Below are 17,060 nucleotides of genomic sequence, written 5' to 3'. Positions count from 1 at the left end.
GCGGGGGACGGATATGGCGGAGCGAAGCGGGCGTTACGGAACCAAACCGGCGGCATGGATCGGCGTGGCGGTGGTTCTGCTGGCGCTGGTGCCGGCAGCCGTGCGGGTTGTCGATGGACGAGCGGGCTGGTTGGAGGCGCTGTACATCCTGGCCGGGGCCGGGTTCATCGCGTTCCACGCAACCCGGCTGGTGCTGCTGCACCGCGCCGGCCGGAATCGGTCCGCCGGCACCGCCCGGAGGGCCAGCGGGGAAGAGCACGACGGCGGTCCCCGCTGACTGGCCGCCTGGCTGCGGTATAGTTCCGGTACGCCGGGAGGGGCGGGCGGCGCGCCCTGCCTGCGCTCCGCGTGCCTGTGGCCAGGCATCTGAACCACCACTAAAGGAATCCACGCAGTGACGCGACGAAGAGGAATGTCCCTCGCCGGGCAGTACCTTGTGCTCCAGTTGCTGATCGTCCTGGCAGTACTCGTGGCCGTGGTGGCCATTTCCCTTGCCCAGTCCGCTGCCGCCTTCGAACGCACCGAGGGCAGGAGGGCGCTCTCCGCCGCTGAGGCGCTCGGTAACAACCCGGCAGTACGTGCCTTGCTGCCGGAGGCAGAGCCGCGTGTTGGTTCAGCGCTTCCCGCGGTGGCCGAGTCCGTCCGGACCGTTTCGGGATCGTCGCACGTTGCACTCGCAAAAGTGGACCGGACGGTGGTTGCCGCTTCCGATCCGGGCCTGCTGGGCAAGCCCCTGGAGCTCGGCCCCAGCAGGGTGATGGAAGGCCGGGCCTGGACCGGGGTGTTGGACGAAGGCGGAACCACCGTCCTCTCCGCCCATGTCCCGGTGCTCGATGATGCGGGAAAGATGATCGGCATCGCAGCCATCAGCCGCAACTACCCGTCCACCCTTGAACGGCTGGGGGACGCCGTCCCCAACCTCCTGACCTACCTGGGCGTGGCCAGCGTCCTGGGCGTGGCGGGGTCCCTGCTGCTGTCCCGGCGGGTCAAACGCCAGACCCTCGGGATGGAGCCAAGCGAGATCACCGGCCTGGTGGAAAACCGGGAGGCTATGCTGCACGGCCTGAAGGAAGGCGTGGTGGCGCTGGACCCCCACGAGCGCGTCACCGTAGCGAACGACAGTGCCCGGGAACTGCTGGGGCTGCCGCCGGACTGCGTGGGCAGGAAACTCGCGTCCCTTCCTGTGGATCCGGCCCTCAAAGTGGTCCTGACCCGCGACCAGCCGGACCCGGACCAGCTGGTGCTCGTAGGGGAACGGCTGGTGGTGCTGAACCGTGTTCCCATCCGCTCCCGCGGCCGCAACATTGGCTCGGTGACAACCCTGAGGGACCGGACAGAGCTGTCCTCCCTGGAGCGTGAGCTGGGGGCCACCCGGACCGCCACGGACACGCTGCGCGCGCAGGCCCACGAGTTCGCCAACCAGCTGCACGTCATTTCCGGCCTGATCCAGATCGGCGAGTACGATTCCGTGGTCCAGTTCGTCAACGGCGCCACGGTGGACCGGACCAGGCTCAATGATGAAGTGACCAGCCGGATCCAGGATCCAGCGCTCGCCGCATTGCTGATTGCCAAGTCCAGCCTCGCCACCGAGCGCGGCGTGGCACTGCAGCTTGACCCCGTATCCGCCCTGCGCCCGGTCAGCGACGATTTGTCCCGGGACCTCACCACCGTTGTGGGGAACCTGGTGGACAACGCGTTCGACGCCGTCACGGGGCTTCCCGGGGCAGCCGTCCGGGTGCTTGTGGAGGACGGCACGGACCATGTCACCGTTACGGTCCGGGACACCGGCCCCGGCGTCCCGGACGAGGCCGTGGAAGACATCTTCCGCCAGGGGTACTCCACCAAGGAGGCCGGCCCGGCAGACGGCCGCGGCTTCGGCCTGGCGCTTTCACGGGTGGTCTGCCGGCGTTCCGGCGGGGACCTCACCGTGGCCAATGACAACGGAGCAGTCTTCACCGCACGATTCAAAAGAGGTGCAACGCAGCCATGATCAAGGTGCTGATCGTCGACGACGACTTCATGGTGGCCAAGGTCCACGCCGGGTTCATCCAGCGGACGCCCGGCTTCGCTGTGGTGGGCGTGGCCCACACCGGCGCCCAGGCTGTGATCGAGACGGAACGGCTGCGGCCTGACCTGGTGCTGCTGGACATCCACCTTCCGGACATCAATGGGCTGGACCTCATGCAGCGGCTGCGGGACGTCGCCCCGGAGCTGGACGTGCTGGTGATCAGTGCCGCCCGGGAGGTGGAGACCGTGCGCAAGGCCCTCCGCGGCGGGATTGTGCACTACCTGATCAAGCCGTTTTCGCAGTCGGACCTGCAGGAGCGCCTGGAGCACTACCGCAGTGCATACCAGGGACTGGATTCAGCCAAGGACGTGGCCGAGCAGTCGGACGTCAACCGGGTGTTCGGCCTGGACCGGACCGAGCGTCCGCTTCCCAAAGGCTGCAGCATCGAGACCCTGAAGCTCGTGGAGGCCACCCTGAATGCCGCCGACGGCGATCTTTCCGCGGCCGAGGTAGCCGAGCAGCTGGGAACGTCCCGGGTCAGCGCGCGGCGGTACCTGGAGTACCTGCACGACGAAGGAACCCTGGACGTGAGGCTCAAGTACGGGGTGGGGCGTCCGGAGCGGCGCTACGTCCTCAAGGGCCAGTAGCGCGTTTACGGGCAGGCAGCGCAGCCCGAAGCCTGCCGGGAGCCTGCCGGATCAGCGCAGCAGCGTGTCCAGCAGCCGCGCGGCAACGCGCGCAGTCCGGCTGTCCACGTCCAGCGCCGGGTTCAGTTCGGCGATGTCCAGGTGCAGCAGCTTCCCGCTCCAGGCCACCTGCCGGCACACGGCGGCGATAACCGGGAGGGGCACGCCGTACGCGGCCGGGGCACTCACTCCCGGCGCCACCGCGGCCGGCAGTACGTCAAGGTCGATGGTCAGGTAGAGCACGTCGACCCCGTCAAGGAAGTCTGCCACGAAGGTGCGGACGCGTTCCGCCTCGCAGTCCTCGTCCAGCAGGTAGTGCACGCCCAGCGTCCGCGCTGTGTCGAAGAGAGCACGCGTGTTGTTGGGCTCGGAAATTCCGACGACGGCATAGCGGAAGTCACGCCCAGCGGCCGCTTCCGCGCGGGCCATCTGCAGGAACGGCGTCCCGGACGTTGCCAGCGGCTCGTCCCGCAGGTCGAAGTGGGCGTCAAGGTTCAGGACGCCCAGCCGCTTCCCGCCCCGGACCGCCGCAGAGGCGGCCACCCCCAGGTAGCTCGCGAAGGCGGTTTCGTGGCCGCCGCCCAGGACTGCGGTCACCTGCCCGGCGTCGAGCAGTTCCTTGACGGCACGGCCGGCGCGTTCCTGGCCGGCCTCAAGGTCACCGCCTGACACCACGACGTCCCCGGCGTCGTACACAGCCCGGTCCAGATGGAACGCCAGGGGGCCCAGGACCTTGCGGATGGCCGCCGGTGCGGCCGCCGCGCCGGTGCGGCCCTTGTTCCGGCGCACGCCCTCGTCGCTGGCGAAGCCCAGCAGGGTGGCGGGCCTGGCATCATCCCCACCCGCAGCACCCGCATTACCCAAGGTGCCCTGAGCACCCGGAGCGCCTTCGGCGCGGGTGCCTGCCGTCCCGCCGTCGTACGCAGTAACTGCCTGCCACCAGCGGCGGTGGGCGGCGTCATCGCCGTCGAGCCTCCCTTCCCAGGGCCGGGGCGGGAGGTCAACGTCAGGTATCAGGGGGGCCATGCTCCAAGCTCACCGCATGGCGACGCCGAAAACCAGCAGCGCCGCCGTCGCCATGTCTGGAATCCAAGATCGTCGGCGCCTGGGGGCAGCAGGGGCTATTGTGGAGCAATCCCTTCCCCCGGGGACCCCATCACTTTTTGCGCCGGACGGCGCACCATAGCCAGGCCGGAGAACAGCCCCGTGTTTGAAGCCCCCAGCGTCCTCTTTGCTGCCGCAGGCGCGGCCGTGTTTACCGCAGCTGTCCTTCCCAAGCTCCTGCGCAACATGCCGTTCTCCATGCCCATGGTTTTCCTGGGCGCAGGCATGGCGGCTTTCGCCCTGATTCCCACGCTTCCGGACCCGGATCCCATGGTGCACAGCGATTTTGTTGTGCACCTGACGGAGATCTGCGTCATCATCTCGCTGATGGGCGCCGGGCTTGCCCTGGACCGCCCTGTGGGCCGCAAGCGCTGGGCCACCACGTGGCGGCTCCTGGGAATCGCCATGCCGTTGTGCATCGTCGCGCTGACCCTGATGGGCCTGTGGTTCCTGGGCCTGGGCCTCGGCGCTGCCCTGCTGGTGGCCTCCGCCCTGGCGCCCACGGACCCGGTCCTGGCCTCCGAAGTGCAGGTGGGTGAGCCCGCGGACGAGGAGGAGGGCGCGGACAAAGAAGATGAGGTCCGCTTTGGCCTCACTTCCGAAGCCGGCCTCAACGACGGGCTGGCGTTTCCCTTTGTCTACCTCGCCATCGCCATCAGCATCGTGGGCGCATCGCCGCTGGCCTGGTTTCCCGAATGGTTTGCGGTGGACGTCCTGTGGCGGCTGGCCATTGGAGTGCTGCTGGGGTTCCTCACCGGAAAGCTCCTGGCACGGCTGTTTTTCTCTGCCGGCGCTGAAAGCCTCCGGCTGTCCAACCACTCGGAAGGCTTCGTGGCGCTGGCCGCAACCTTCCTCGCCTACGGCGTCACCGAGATGATCGAGGGCTACGGCTTCATTGCCGTGTTTGTCTGCGCGGTGACCATCCGTTCCGCCGAGCACACGCATGGCTACCACCGTGTGCTGCACTCCTACGTGGAGCAGCTGGAGCGGCTCCTGACCGTGGTGATCCTGGTCCTGCTGGGCGGCGCGATTGCCCGCGGACTGCTTGCTGGGATCGGCTGGGCCGAGGTGCTCGTGGCGCTGGCCTTCCTGCTGCTGGTCAGGCCACTGGCAGGCTGGCTCGGTCTGCTCGGCGGCAAAACCGGACCGCGGGAGCGGATCGCCCTCTCGTTCTTCGGGATCCGGGGGATCGGCTCGCTGTACTACCTCTCCTATGCGCTGGGCAAGGGCGAGTTCGCCGGCCAGGCGGAGTGGCTGTGGTCTTTCGTGGGGCTGGTGGTGGCACTGTCCATCGTGATCCATGGCGCCACCACCTCGCCGCTCATGAACCGGCTGGACAAGCTCCGGGAAAAGAAAGCCCGGGCGTTGACAGGTGACGAAGGCCTGGCGCCCAACACTCCCGTGTAGGGCAACCAGGCCTTGGTTCCGTGCCGGGCGCCGGGCCTTGCTCCCGGGCCGGGGGCTACATGCCCAGGGCCGCCTCGATGGGACCTACCGCGAAGAAGAGCAGGAACGCGCCGGCGACGGCCCACATGAGCGGGTGGATCTCCTTGACCCTGCCCTGGACGGTGCGGATCAGGACAAAGGCGATGAAGCCCGCGCCCAGGCCGTTGGCGATGGAGTACGTGAACGGCATCAGGGTGAAGGTCAGGAACGCGGGGATGGCAATGCCCCAGTCCTGCCAGTCGATCCTGCCCACCTGGGACACCATCATGAAGCCCACCACCACCAGGGCGGGGGCAACCGCTTCGAAGGGCACCAGGTTGATGAGCGGGGTGAAGAACATGGCCACCAGGAACAGCAGCCCGGTGACGATCGAGGCCACGCCTGTGCGCGCGCCTTCGCCGATTCCGGCGCCGGCTTCCACATAGATCTGGTTGGAGGAAACCGACGCCCCGCCGCCCACGATCGCGCCGAGGGCGTCCACCTGGAGCACGCGGTCGACGTCCGGGATGTTGCCGTGTTCGTCAACTGTCCCGGCCTCGTTGGCCAGGCCCACCATGGTCCCCATGGCATCGAAGAAGATGCTGAGGAGGATGACGAAGGCGAGCAGGGTTGCGGCAACGAAGCCCAGGTGCTCGAAGGCGCCGAACGGGTTTGCCTTGCCGATCAGGGACAGGTCCGGGGCGGCCCAGCCGGTGAAGGTGGGCGCCACCAAGGACCAGCCCTGCGGGTTGGAGGTTTGCCCGTCGAAGCTCGGTCCGATGTGCAGGGTCATCTCCAGGAGCACCGAGATGAGGGTGGAGGTGATGATGCCGATCAGGATGGCGCCCTTGACCTTGCGCACCACCAGGGCGATGGTCAGGATCAGGCCAAAGATGAACACCGCGGTGGGCCAGCCGAGGAGCTTGCCGTCGTAGCCAAGGCCAACGGGCACGGTAGTGCCGGCGACATCCGGGATGCGGCGGACGAAGCCCGCGTTGACCAGCCCGATCAGCGCGATGAACAGGCCGATCCCCACCACGATGGCCGTCTTGAGCCCGTCCGGGACGGCCTTGAAGACGGCGGTGCGGAACCCGGTGAGGACAAGGATCAGCATGGTGACGCCGGAGAGCACCACCAGGCCCATCATGTCCGGCCAGGTCAGCCCCGGATTGGTGGCCACGGTGACGGCCACGAACGCATTGACGCCCAGCCCCGTGGCGAGCGCGAAGGGGTGCTTTGCCCAGGCGCCCATAAGGATGGTCAGGATGCCTGCCACGAAGGCTGTTACGGCGGCTACGGCGGTGAACCCCAGCGTTGTGCCGCTGGAGTCAGGGCCCGAGAGGATCAGGGGGTTCAGCACCACGATGTAGCTCATGGCAAAGAACGTGGCGAAGCCGCCTCGGATCTCGCGGGAAAGGTTGGAACCGCGCTCGGTGATCTTGAAGTACCGGTCCAGGGCAGAGCCTTGCTTAAGCATTAGTCCTCCGGGGGAGTCTGTGGGGATACCTGCATCCTATGGTGGCGGCGGCAGGGCGGCAGGCATTTTCGCCTAGTCTGTAAGGAAGCCAACATACAAGGAGCCGCCGCCGCATGCGTCCCATCCGCCAGATCCTGACCCTGGGGCTCGTGCTCCTCGTTTTTGCCGCCGGTGTGCTGGGCCTCGCCGGGCCCGCAGCGGCCCATGATGCCGCCGAATCCAGCACCCCGTCGGCCGGCGCGTCGTTGCCGGCGCCGCCCGAACAGGTCTCGGTGGCCTTCAACAACAAGCCGCTGGGCATTGGCGCCGCGTTCTCCGTCAAAGACGCCTCCGGTACCGAGTGGGCGGAGGGGCCGGTGGACATCGTGGACAACGTGGCATCCCAGAAGCTGAGGGCCGGAGGCCCGGCGGGGGAGTACACCGTGGCTTGGCGGGTGGTCAGCTCGGATTCGCATCCCATCGAGGGGACGTTCTCCTTTACGGCCGCCTCTGCCGGGCAGGGCGCCGCACCGGCAGCAAGTCCAACTGAGGGAGGAAGTCCGACGGCGGCGGCTACAGTCCCAGCCACCGGCGCCGGGGCAAGTACTGCCCCCGCCATGGGGACGGCCCGGCCGGGGACGACGGGCGAGCCTGAACAGGTGGGCTCAGGGGAGCCGTTCCAGTGGAGCATCGTCATCTTTGCCCTCGTCGCAGTGGGGCTGCTGGCCACGCTTGCCATCCTGGCCCGGCGCCGGCTCACAGCAGGCACGGACGACGAATGATGGCGGGTTGGGGGCCCGCCGCGGGCAGGGGGCGCCGGGCGGCCTTAGCAGGTCAGGGCCTAGCCGGTCAGGGCCGCAAAGCTCCCGGTGGCCGGGTAGGCCACAGTGTCCGGGTGCACCCTGGCGGAGATTGCCTGGCCCACCGTCTTGGCTTGCCGCAGGACTTCCTTGGGGGAGGGCGTGATGAGTTCCCCAACGCCCACCAGGTAGATGCCGATGGCCCGCATGGCTGCGGTGAGGTTTCGGCCCACCGCCATGCCGAAGTCGTTGATCATGCGCCGGAGCTGGCTGTGGGCGCAACGGGTCAGGACAATGTGGTCCGCCACCAGGATTCCCGTGGGCGTATGCACCTCCCACTGCGGGGCTGAAGAAAGCGGCGACCCGCCGTTCACCATGGTCATCTGGACGGCGCGGGTGGTGTTGCGCACGTCGACGTCGTGGCTGGCAGCGTAGTTCCGCAGGTGCCGCAGGATCTCGTTGCGTTCGCGAAGGTTCACGGAGTCCGCCGCGTCGCACCGTTGGAGGGAAGCTGTGTTGGCCGGCTGTGCGGCGCCAAGGAGGTCCAGTCCGTCCACCACTATCGAGTCCACGCCGCGGCGGCACAGCTCTGCAGCCACGGCCAGGCCGGACAGGCCGGTGCCAATGATCACAGTGGTGGTCTGTTCGGTCCCGGCATTCCCAGGCATGCTTGACACTACAGTTTCCCTCCTTCGAAAGTTTCGGCAGGTGCGGGCCTCCTCGCCCGCTCGCGTCCCGTTACCCCCAAAGCCCGGCCGCAGTGCATTCCGGGCAACTCTGACGGAGTAAGCCAGTAGGCGTCCCGGACCAACAATGTCCTGAAGACTACAGAAGATTGGCGGCCAGGGATAGCCCAATCCCGAAACAATTTTGTCGGGGTGAAGGCGCTTTCCCGGAGATCGCCCACCACCTGTGGATAACCCCCGTTTCCTGGCCCCAAGAGGCTTGCTATGCCAAGGCCTGCGGAGAATAGTGGGAAGCGGAAGCGAGCCTTTCTTCCCAGCTCAGGCGGGGGTTCGGGTGCACGCGGAACGGTCCGCTTCTGGCAGAATAGCCGCAACATCAGGCAGTATCGCGAGGAGGCGGCCCCATGGGCGCACAAGAGTTGCATCCGGACCCGCAGGACGGCGGCGCTCCTGCCGCCCCCGAGGGGATCGTAGTCGGCGTGGACGGTTCGGACCACGGCCAGTGCGCGCTGGTGTGGGCAGCGCGCGAGGCCCAGCGCCGGCGTCGTCCGCTGCACATCGTCACCGCCTACTCCGTCCCGATCTTCGCGGCTTCCGGCCTGGACGGCGGATACGCCACCGTGGACGACTCCGTTATTCGTGAAGGCGCGGAGGCGATTGTCAAGCAGGCCCTGGAGAAGGTGGCCACCTACGACATCGATGCCACTGCGTCGGTGGAGAACGGCGATGCCTCCGGCGTCCTGCTGGAGATGTCCGAAACCGCTGAGCTCCTGGTGTTCGGTACCCGCGGCCGCGGGGGCTTTGTGGGCAGGCTCCTGGGTTCGGTGAGCAGTGCACTCCCGGCCCATGCGAAATGCCCCACGGTGACGGTGCCGCTGATCTGTTCCGACCGGCTTGGCGAGACAACCGAGGACCGGCACATCAAGGCGGAGCAGGCCAAGGCCGGCCACCAGCGCGTGGAGAACCTGGTGGTGGTGGGCGTGGACGGGTCGGAGCAGGCACGGGTGGCTGTGCTGGAGGCTGCAGCCCAGGCTGAGCGGCTCGGCGCCACCCTGCGCGTGGTCTGCGCGGTGCCGCAGTACAGCGGTTCCCTGGCGTGGGTTCCCGCCCCCATGGACCGCAAGGCGCTGTTCGACGACATCCAGGTGACCCTGGACGCCGGAATGGCGTGGCTGCGGAGCCACTTCCCGAATCTGCCCACTGAATCCGAGCTGAGGGACGGCTCTCCTGTAGACGTCCTGGTGGACGCCAGCCGCCACGTGGAACTTGTGGTGGTGGGTACCCGCGGCCGTGGCGGGTTCACCGGGATGCTCCTTGGCTCAACCTCGGACGGGGTGCTCCACCACGCCAAGGGCCCCGTCATGGTGGTTCCGGACCGTGAGGACCCCCGCCTGGCGGACCGCGCCCGGTTTGGGCCGGTGCTCGGGACAGCCTGACCGGACCCCGCCGCAGGGGAGTGCCACGATGGCAGTTGACCGCCCGGAAAGCACAGGAAACGGCAGGCGGGAGTCCCGCCCACCGGACGGGAACGCCGCCCCCGCCCTGGTCCTGCGCCTCAGCCAGGTCGATGGCAGCATGCTTCCGCTTGTGGGAGGCAAAGCCGCCAACCTCGGTGGGCTGATGGCAGCGGGACTGCCCGTTCCTGACGGGTTCTGCCTGACCACGGTGGCCTACCGGGAGGCTGTCCGGACTGTCCAGGACGGTGTGCTTGCGGAGCTCGCCCGGCTCCAGGCCGCACTGCATCCTTCCGATCCAGGCAGGTCCGCCCAGCTCGCCACAGTGGCCGGGAACGTACGGGAGGCCATCCGCGCCCTCCCGGTTCCACCGCGGACCGCAGCTGCCGTGGAGCAGGCGTATGCGGCAATGGGCGGAATGACCCCCGTGGCCGTGAGGTCCTCCGCCACCGCCGAAGACCTTCCGTCCGCGAGCTTCGCGGGCCAGCAGGACACGTACCTGAACGTGGCGGGCATCAAGGCCGTCCTGGACGCCGTCCGCAACTGCTGGGCCTCCCTCTGGACAGACCGCGCAGTGGCCTACCGGGCAGCGCTGGGGATTGCACCGGACCAGGTGGCCCTCGCCGTCGTGGTCCAGCGGATGGTGGACGCCGAGGCGGCAGGGGTGATGTTCACGGCGAATCCCCTGACCGGCAGGCGCCGCGAGGCGGTCATAGATGCCGCCCCCGGACTCGGCGAGGCTGTGGTTTCCGGCGCCGTCAATCCGGACCACTTCGTGGTGGATACGGGCAAAGCCCGGGTCGTTGAGCGAAAGCTTGGTGACAAGCGCGTTGTGGTCCGGCCCCTTCCTGGTGGTGGAACGGAGTCCCGGGAGGTCCCCGGACGGGCGGACTCCTCCAGCCTCACGGATGAACAGGCCGTTGGGCTTGCTGCCCTTGGCCTGCAGGCCGAGCGGCACTTCGGCTCGCCACAGGATACCGAATGGGCCATCGACGCCGGCGGTGCCCTCTGGCTGACGCAGTCCAGGCCCATCACTACGCTTTACCCCATACCGCAGAGCCGGTCAGCAGGCGCCGGACCCCGGCTGTACATGTGCTTCAGCCTGGCCCAGGGCCTCACCCGCCCGCTCACACCCATGGGGCTGGCGTCACTGCGGCTCATTGCTTCCTCGGTGGCGACGGCCGCCGGGTTTCCCGTTCCCGATCCCCGGCAGGGCCCGCCGCCCTATGCGGAGGCAGCCCAGCGCATCTACGTCGACCTCACCACGCCGGTCCGGAGCAGCGTGGGCCGCCGCATCCTTCCCCGGGTCTTCGACATCATGGAGGCCAGGTCCGCCATGGTGGTCAGGCAGGTTTTCGACGACCCGGAGTTTTCGGTGACCCGCAGGACACCGTTCGGATTCCTGCGCCACGTCCTTCCGGCAGCGGCGCGGGCCCGCGTGCCGGAGACGGCGCTCCGGGGACTGTTCCGGCCCAGGGCGGCGCTCCGCCGCCTGGACTCCTTAACGCGGCGCTACGCCGAAGACCTGGAGCTTGGGGCAGGAGCAGGTCCCTTGGAACGGCTTGACCACGCGGAGCGGCTCCTGGGAAGCAGGCTCTTTGCGATCGTGCCCGCGGTTTTGCCCCTGCCGGCGGTGGGATTCGCCATGCTGTGGCTGGCGGGAAGGCTGCTCGGAGGACCGGACCGCCGGCAGGACCTGGAAAAAGTGCTCCGCGGCCTGCCCCGCAACGTGACAACCGAGATGGACCTCGAGCTGTGGCGGCTCGCCTCGGCAGCAAAGGACGACAGGGACTCACGGGCGGCCCTGGAGTCGCAGGAACCATCCGCGCTCGCAGCGGAATTTAAAACCGGCACCCTGCCCCCTGTCCTGCACGCAGGCCTGGTGCGGTTCCTCGAACGCTACGGGCAGCGGGCCGTGGCCGAAATCGATGTGGGCATGCCCCGGTGGTCCGACGATCCCACCCACATCCTGGGCGTCCTGGCCAACTACCTGCGCCTCACGGATCCCGACATGGCACCGGACGTCCAGTTCAGCCGGGCCCAGGCCGAGGCCGAGGCAGCCGTGCAGCAGCTGGTTGCCGGGGCGCGCCGCCGTGGACGGGCCCGCGCACTGCTGGTAGGCGCTGCCTTCCGGCGGGCCAGGATGTTCGCGGGGCTGCGGGAAATGCCCAAATACCAGCTTGTCCTGGGGTTGGCGGAAGTGCGGAAGCAGGTGGCCCTGGTGGGAGCCGGGCTTGCGGCCGATGGCAGGCTGGACAGCCCGGAGGACATCTTCTTCCTCGATTTCGGGGAGGCCAGGCTGGCGCTCCAGGGCCCGGAGGCCCAAGGGTCCCGGAATCTGCGTGAACTCGTGGTGGACCGGCGGGCCGCTTACGCCAGCGAGCTGGGCAGGCGCCACATCCCCAGGGATCTGCTCTCGGACGGCACCGAACCCGAGGTACTGTACGCCGCCGCACGTGGTGCGGCGGGCAGCGCCACATTGTCCGGCAGCCCGGCCTCAGCGGGATCCGTCACCGCCCGGGCCCGCGTCATCCTGGACCCCGTAGGTGCCCACCTCGAACCCGGCGAGATCCTGGTGGCTCCGTCCACCGATCCGGGGTGGACGCCGTTGTTCCTGACCGCCGGCGGCCTGGTGATGGAGATGGGCGGGCCCAACTCGCATGGCGCCGTGGTAGCCCGGGAGTACGGCATTCCGGCCGTGGTGGGGGTGCCGGAGGCCACCGTCCGGCTTGCCACGGGACAAAGAATAACGGTCGACGGCGGCGCTGGAACCATCGTGCCCGAATAGGCCCGCGGGTTCCCCGCCCTGCCCCGGCACTGCTCCCGCACTGCCCAGGCACTGCCCCGGCACGGCTCCCCGCAGGCAGGTGTGGGGAGCCGTGCCGAGGCGTACCCTTGAGCTATGGACTCCCATCAAGGAGACGGCCGAGCAATGAACCAGCGGAATATGGGCGACCCGATCATCACCAGGGCCGTAAAACAGCGCCGTAGCCGTGCGTGGCTGCGGTGGGTTCCCGCCGTGGCTGCACCCGCGGTGATCGCCGCCGGAGTGCTGGTGGGGTCCATCCCGGCACGCGCCGGCGACGCCCTGGCGGACAGAGCCCCGGCCGACGTGCTTGCCCTGCTCGCCGGCCACAAGACCCACACGTTCTCGGGCACGATTGAACAGGCCTCCGAGCTCGGGTTGCCGGAACTGCCTGCAACGGGTCCAAGTTCGGGTCCTGCCTCGGATGACCCCGCCGCCTCCGCGATCGAGATGCTCACCGGTGAGCATACGGCGAGGGTCTTCATGGACGGCAAGGCCAAAGTCCGTATCCAGGTGGTGGACCGCTTCGCCGAGCGGAACATCATCCGGCGAGACAACGATGTGTGGTTCTACTCGTCCAAGGACAACTCAACAGCGCACCTGACGCTGCCGGCCCATGCCCGCGACCTCCCGCTGGAAGACCCGGCATTGCCTGGCACCAGCCCGGACAGCACCGGCCCTGAAAGCACCATGGTCCCGCCGACGCCCCAGGAGCTCGCCGCGAAGTTCCTCGCCGCGGCAGACAGCACAACTGCCGTGTCTGTGGGCCCTGACGTCCAGGTTGCCGGGCGCCCTGCCTATAACCTGCTCCTCGAGCCACGCACCAGCGGCACGCTTGTGGGCATGATCGCCATCGCCGTGGATGGACAAACCGGTATGCCGCTTTCCGTGGAGGTTACGGCACGCGGGGCAGGAGAGCCTGCCTTCAGGACGGGCTTCACCAGCCTGTCGCTTGATGCGCCGGATGCCGCACTGTTCAACTTCGTGCCACCGCCGGGCAGCACGGTTGAAGAGCTGCAGATCCAGCATCCAGCGCACCTGCCCGCTGGCCCAGGGGCACCCGGTTACCCGGGCACGCACACCGATCCGGATCAGCTTGCGGCCGGCATCAAAGACAAGGCCGGCTCCCACCTGACCGGGACCGGCTGGGAAACGGTTGTGGAACTTCCGGCGGACAGCGGAGCCGGCGCAAAGCTCGGCACCGCGCTGGCGCAGAATCCGCTGCTCAGCCAGGCAGCCGTCGTCGTTCCTGGCGGGCGGCTGCTCTCCAGCGCACTCTTCAACGTCCTGCTGACCGACGACGGCCGCGTCTTTGCGGGCATGGTCCCGGCTGACAGGCTGCAAGCCGCATCCTCCGCCCCGTGACGGGACCCGCAGGGGTTCCGGGACGGCGGACGTACGGCCTGACCATCGAGACGCAGGGCCTGACCAAGCGCTTCGGGCAGCAGGTAGCCGTGGACAGCCTGAATCTCGCGGTGCCGTCAGGGGCAGTCTTCGGCTTCCTGGGCCCCAATGGCTCGGGAAAGACCACCACCATCCGGATGCTGCTGGGCCTCGCCGCGGCGTCCGCAGGGACCGTCAGGCTGCTGGGAAAGGACATGCCGGGCAGCTTCCAGGATGTCCTGCCACGGGTGGGGGCGCTGGTGGAGGGGCCCGCCTTTTATCCGTTCCTTTCGGGGACCGCGAACCTCCACCGGCTGGACGCCGCCGGTCGGCACGCGGATCCGGCCACCCGCCGGGAACGGGTGGGCCTGGCCCTGGAACGGGTAGGGCTTGGCCACGCCGCCGGCAAGCGGGTCCACGCGTACTCGCTCGGCATGAAGCAACGGCTGGGCATCGCCAACGCCCTCCTGTCCCCCCGCGAGCTGCTGGTGCTGGACGAACCCACGAACGGCCTGGACCCGCAGGGCACCCGTGAAGTGCGGAACCTGGTCCGGTCCCTGGCAGCAGACGGGACCACCGTTTTCGTCTCCAGCCACCTGCTCGCCGAAGTTGAACAGATCTGCACGCACGCGGCCGTCATGAGCGCGGGCCGCCTGGTGGCGCAGGGTCCGCTGGCCGAACTGCGCCGGTCCGGCAGCTCCCGCCTGCGCCTGGTGACCCCGGACGCGGGCCCGGCGTCGTCGGTCCTGGCCACGCTGGGGCTGTCGCCGGAAACAGGGGCGGGCCAGCCGGATGGGGACGTGGTGCTGGCTGCCCTGGCAAAGCCGGGATTGCCATCGGAGTCCGGGGCGGGGCATCCGGCCCCGGAGGTCATTGTTGCGGAGCTCGTCAAGGCAGGCGTCCGTGTCCGTGGTTTCGCGGTGGAACGGGAGAGCCTTGAGGACCGGTTTGTTGAACTGACGGGGGAGGGGTTCGACGTTGCCCAGTAGCGTGCCGGCGGAGGCAGAGGTTGTGACGGCCGTGGCGGGGCCGCGGGGAGCTGGCATGTCCCTCCTGCTGTCCGAAATCGCGGTCCTGTTCCGGCGGCGCCGAACCTGGGCCCTGCTGCTCGCGCTGGCCGCCATTCCGGTGCTGATTGCCGTGGCCGTGAGGGTCTCCTCGGCGGTTCCTCCCGGGCGCGGCCCGGCCTTCCTGGACCGGATCACGCAGAACGGCCTGTTCGTGGCGTTCACTGCCATGCTGGTGTCCGTCCCGCTGTTCCTGCCGCTCACGGTGGGTGTGGTGGCGGGGGATACCATCGCAGGCGAGGCCAACCTGGGAACGCTGCGGTATTTGCTTGTTGCGCCGGCGGGCCGGGTCCGGCTGCTGCTGGTGAAATATGCCGGCGCCCTGGCGTTCTGCCTCGCTGCACCCCTGACAGTTGCCCTCGCCGGTGCCGCCATCGGTGCCGCCCTTTTCCCCGTGGGCCCCGTGACCTTGCTGTCCGGGGATGTCATCGAGCCGCCGGAGGCCGTGCTCCGGCTCCTCCTGATCTCGGCGTACCTGGCCGTTTCCCTGGCCGGGCTGTCCGCCATAGGCCTGTTCCTGTCCACGCTGACCGTGGTTCCGGTGGGTGCCATGGCAGCCACGGTGGTGCTCTCGGTGGTATCCCAGGTCCTCGACCAGCTGCCGCAGCTCGAGTGGCTGCACCCGTGGCTGTTCAGCCACTACTGGCTGGGCTTCGGGGACCTGCTCCGCCAGCCCGTGCTGTGGGACTCGTTCGCCAGCAATGCGCTGCTGCAGGCGGGGTACGTGGCCGTGTTCGGTGCGCTCGCCTACGGCCGGTTCGTCACCAAGGATGTCCTGAGCTGACCGGAGGCGGGAACCCCGGGCGGCAACGCGTCCTCAGGCGTGCTGGTGCGCCTCATGTTCTGAATGGCTCGCGGGTTCCAGCTGGAACGTGCAATGGTCGGTATCGAAGTGCGAGCCCAGGCAGGTGATCAGCTTGTCCAGCAACTGGTCGGCGCCGCGGGCGTTGAGCACCCCGTCCTCCACCACCACGTGCGCCGAGAAGACCGGGACGCCGGAGGTGATGGTCCAGATGTGGATGTCGTGCACGTCCGTAACGCCCTCCACGGAGAGGATATGCTCGCGGATCATCTGCACTTCCACGCCCTTGGGACTGGCCTCCAGCAGCACATCCACCACGTCGCGGAGCAGGCTCCAGGCCCGGGGCAGGATCATCAGGGCGATCACGACGGACGCGATGGTGTCCGCCGCCTGGAACCCGGTCACCATGATCACCACAGCCGCAGCGATGACGGCGAAGGAACCCAGCAGGTCACCCAGGACCTCCAGGTAGGCGCCCCGGACGTTGAGGCTCTCCTTGTGCGCTCCGCGCAGGATCACCAGGGATGCCACGTTTGCGGCGGCGCCCAGGACGGCGGCGAACAACATGATGTCCGTCTGCACGTCCGGCGCCGCGCCGATCCTGCGGATCGCCTCGCTGAAGATGACCACCGAGATCACGATCAGGATCAGGGCATTTGCCAGCGCAGCCAGCACCTCGGCCCGCTGGTAGCCGTAGGTCCTTTGGTCGCTGGCGGGCCGCCCTGCAATCCAGGCAGCCAGCAGGGCGATCGTCACCCCAGCAGCGTCGGAGAGCATGTGGCCGGCGTCGGCAAGCAAGGACAGCGAGCCCGAGAGGACCGCGCCGATAACCTGGACCAGGACCACGGCCAGCGTGATGGCAAGGACGGCAATAAGCCGCTTCCGGTGCCGGCCTGTTGCGGTGATGCCGTGGGTGTGGCTGTGGTCGTGTCCCATGCCTACAAGGCTAGCCCCAGCCGAGCTCGTGCAGCCGGTCGTCATCAATCCCAAAGTGGTGGGCAATCTCGTGCACCACCGTCACGGCCACTTCGTGGATGACGTCCTCCCGCGACACACAAAGGTCCAGGATGGGCTCCCGGAAGATGGTAATCCTGTCCGGCAGGGACCCGGCGTCCCACCAGGAATCCCGCTCGGTCAACGGCACGCCCTCATAGAGTCCCAGCAGGACAGTGTCCGGGTCCTCCCCGGGCTTCGGAACATAGTCGTCCTCAATGAACACCGCAACGTTGTCCATGGCGCGGGCCAGCTTGTCCGGGATGCTGTCCAGGGCGTCCTGGACAGCGGCCTCGAATTCGTCCTCGGACATGGTGAAGCGGAGCGGTTCGCTGGGGCCCCCAGGGGCGGTGGGCAGGCCCGGCGGCAGGCTGGCTGGCATACTCCGAC

The 17,060-nt window shown here is 68.5% G+C and carries 15 protein-coding genes; 10 read left to right on the top strand and 5 right to left on the bottom strand.

The window, feature by feature from the left end:
- Nucleotides 1-13: 13 nt before the first annotated feature.
- From IEX33_RS16545 to IEX33_RS16535, 3 genes are all read left to right on the top strand, one after another.
- Nucleotides 14-277: a hypothetical protein gene (locus IEX33_RS16545; protein WP_188732007.1), complete on the top strand. Its 264-nt coding sequence runs from the start codon at nt 14-16 to the stop codon at nt 275-277.
- A gap of 135 nt (nt 278-412) precedes the next feature.
- The gene (locus IEX33_RS16540; RefSeq protein ID WP_188732029.1) at nt 413-1,990 is read left to right on the top strand and encodes a sensor histidine kinase; all 1,578 of its coding nucleotides are present in this window, start codon (nt 413-415) and stop codon (nt 1,988-1,990) included.
- Nucleotides 1,987-2,655 (top strand): response regulator, encoded by a 669-nt coding sequence (locus IEX33_RS16535; RefSeq protein WP_188732005.1) that lies wholly within the window; start codon nt 1,987-1,989, stop codon nt 2,653-2,655. Before IEX33_RS16540 ends, IEX33_RS16535 begins: the two co-directional genes overlap by 4 nt.
- 51 nt (nt 2,656-2,706) lie before the next feature.
- Here the strand turns inward: IEX33_RS16535 and hutG are convergent, their stop codons facing one another.
- Nucleotides 2,707-3,720, bottom strand: a complete 1,014-nt coding sequence (gene hutG / locus IEX33_RS16530) for a formimidoylglutamase (protein WP_188732003.1) — start codon at nt 3,718-3,720, stop codon at nt 2,707-2,709.
- 180 nt (nt 3,721-3,900) lie between these two features.
- Here hutG and IEX33_RS16525 point away from each other — a divergent pair, with 180 nt between their 5' ends.
- Entirely contained in the window at nt 3,901-5,205 is a 1,305-nt protein-coding gene (locus IEX33_RS16525; RefSeq protein ID WP_188732001.1) for a cation:proton antiporter, read from the top strand.
- Between the two features lie 55 nt (nt 5,206-5,260).
- Here IEX33_RS16525 and IEX33_RS16520 read toward each other — a convergent pair whose 3' ends face one another.
- Nucleotides 5,261-6,700, bottom strand: a complete 1,440-nt coding sequence (locus IEX33_RS16520) for an NCS2 family permease (protein WP_188731999.1) — start codon at nt 6,698-6,700, stop codon at nt 5,261-5,263.
- A 113-nt stretch (nt 6,701-6,813) separates the two neighbouring features.
- On the opposite strand from IEX33_RS16520, the gene IEX33_RS16515 reads away from it, so the two are divergent.
- Nucleotides 6,814-7,461, top strand: a complete 648-nt coding sequence (locus tag IEX33_RS16515; protein WP_188731997.1) for a copper resistance CopC family protein — start codon at nt 6,814-6,816, stop codon at nt 7,459-7,461.
- Between the two features lie 59 nt (nt 7,462-7,520).
- Here the strand turns inward: IEX33_RS16515 and IEX33_RS16510 are convergent, their stop codons facing one another.
- The gene (locus IEX33_RS16510) at nt 7,521-8,147 is read right to left on the bottom strand and encodes an FAD-dependent monooxygenase (protein WP_188732028.1); all 627 of its coding nucleotides are present in this window, start codon (nt 8,145-8,147) and stop codon (nt 7,521-7,523) included.
- A gap of 422 nt (nt 8,148-8,569) precedes the next feature.
- Between IEX33_RS16510 and IEX33_RS16505 the strand changes: the two genes are divergently transcribed.
- The 5 genes from IEX33_RS16505 (at nt 8,570) to IEX33_RS16485 (ending at nt 15,659) form a co-directional block, all read left to right on the top strand.
- Complete coding sequence (locus tag IEX33_RS16505) at nt 8,570-9,601, top strand: universal stress protein (protein WP_188731995.1); 1,032 nt, start codon at nt 8,570-8,572, stop codon at nt 9,599-9,601.
- Between the two features lie 28 nt (nt 9,602-9,629).
- A complete protein-coding gene (locus tag IEX33_RS16500; RefSeq protein WP_188731993.1) occupies nt 9,630-12,407 on the top strand; it encodes a PEP/pyruvate-binding domain-containing protein in 2,778 nt (925 codons plus the stop codon).
- Between the two features lie 144 nt (nt 12,408-12,551).
- Nucleotides 12,552-13,790 (top strand): LolA-like protein, encoded by a 1,239-nt coding sequence (locus IEX33_RS16495; RefSeq protein WP_229675431.1) that lies wholly within the window; start codon nt 12,552-12,554, stop codon nt 13,788-13,790.
- Entirely contained in the window at nt 13,787-14,797 is a 1,011-nt protein-coding gene (locus IEX33_RS16490; protein WP_188731991.1) for an ABC transporter ATP-binding protein, read from the top strand. Before IEX33_RS16495 ends, IEX33_RS16490 begins: the two co-directional genes overlap by 4 nt.
- Before the next feature lie 55 nt (nt 14,798-14,852).
- Nucleotides 14,853-15,659 carry an ABC transporter permease gene (locus IEX33_RS16485; protein ID WP_188731989.1) on the top strand — a complete coding sequence of 269 codons (807 nt, stop codon included), beginning with the start codon at nt 14,853-14,855 and terminating at the stop codon, nt 15,657-15,659.
- Nucleotides 15,660-15,692: 33 nt separating this feature from the next.
- Here the strand turns inward: IEX33_RS16485 and IEX33_RS16480 are convergent, their stop codons facing one another.
- Nucleotides 15,693-16,613 (bottom strand): cation diffusion facilitator family transporter, encoded by a 921-nt coding sequence (locus tag IEX33_RS16480; protein ID WP_188731987.1) that lies wholly within the window; start codon nt 16,611-16,613, stop codon nt 15,693-15,695.
- 10 nt (nt 16,614-16,623) lie between these two features.
- Entirely contained in the window at nt 16,624-17,052 is a 429-nt protein-coding gene (locus tag IEX33_RS16475; protein ID WP_188731985.1) for a metallopeptidase family protein, read from the bottom strand.
- Nucleotides 17,053-17,060 lie beyond the last annotated feature (8 nt).

The organism is Pseudarthrobacter scleromae (assembly GCF_014644515.1).
Lineage (GTDB): Bacteria > Actinomycetota > Actinomycetes > Actinomycetales > Micrococcaceae > Arthrobacter > Arthrobacter scleromae.
This window is presented reverse-complemented; position numbering and strand designations above follow the sequence as displayed.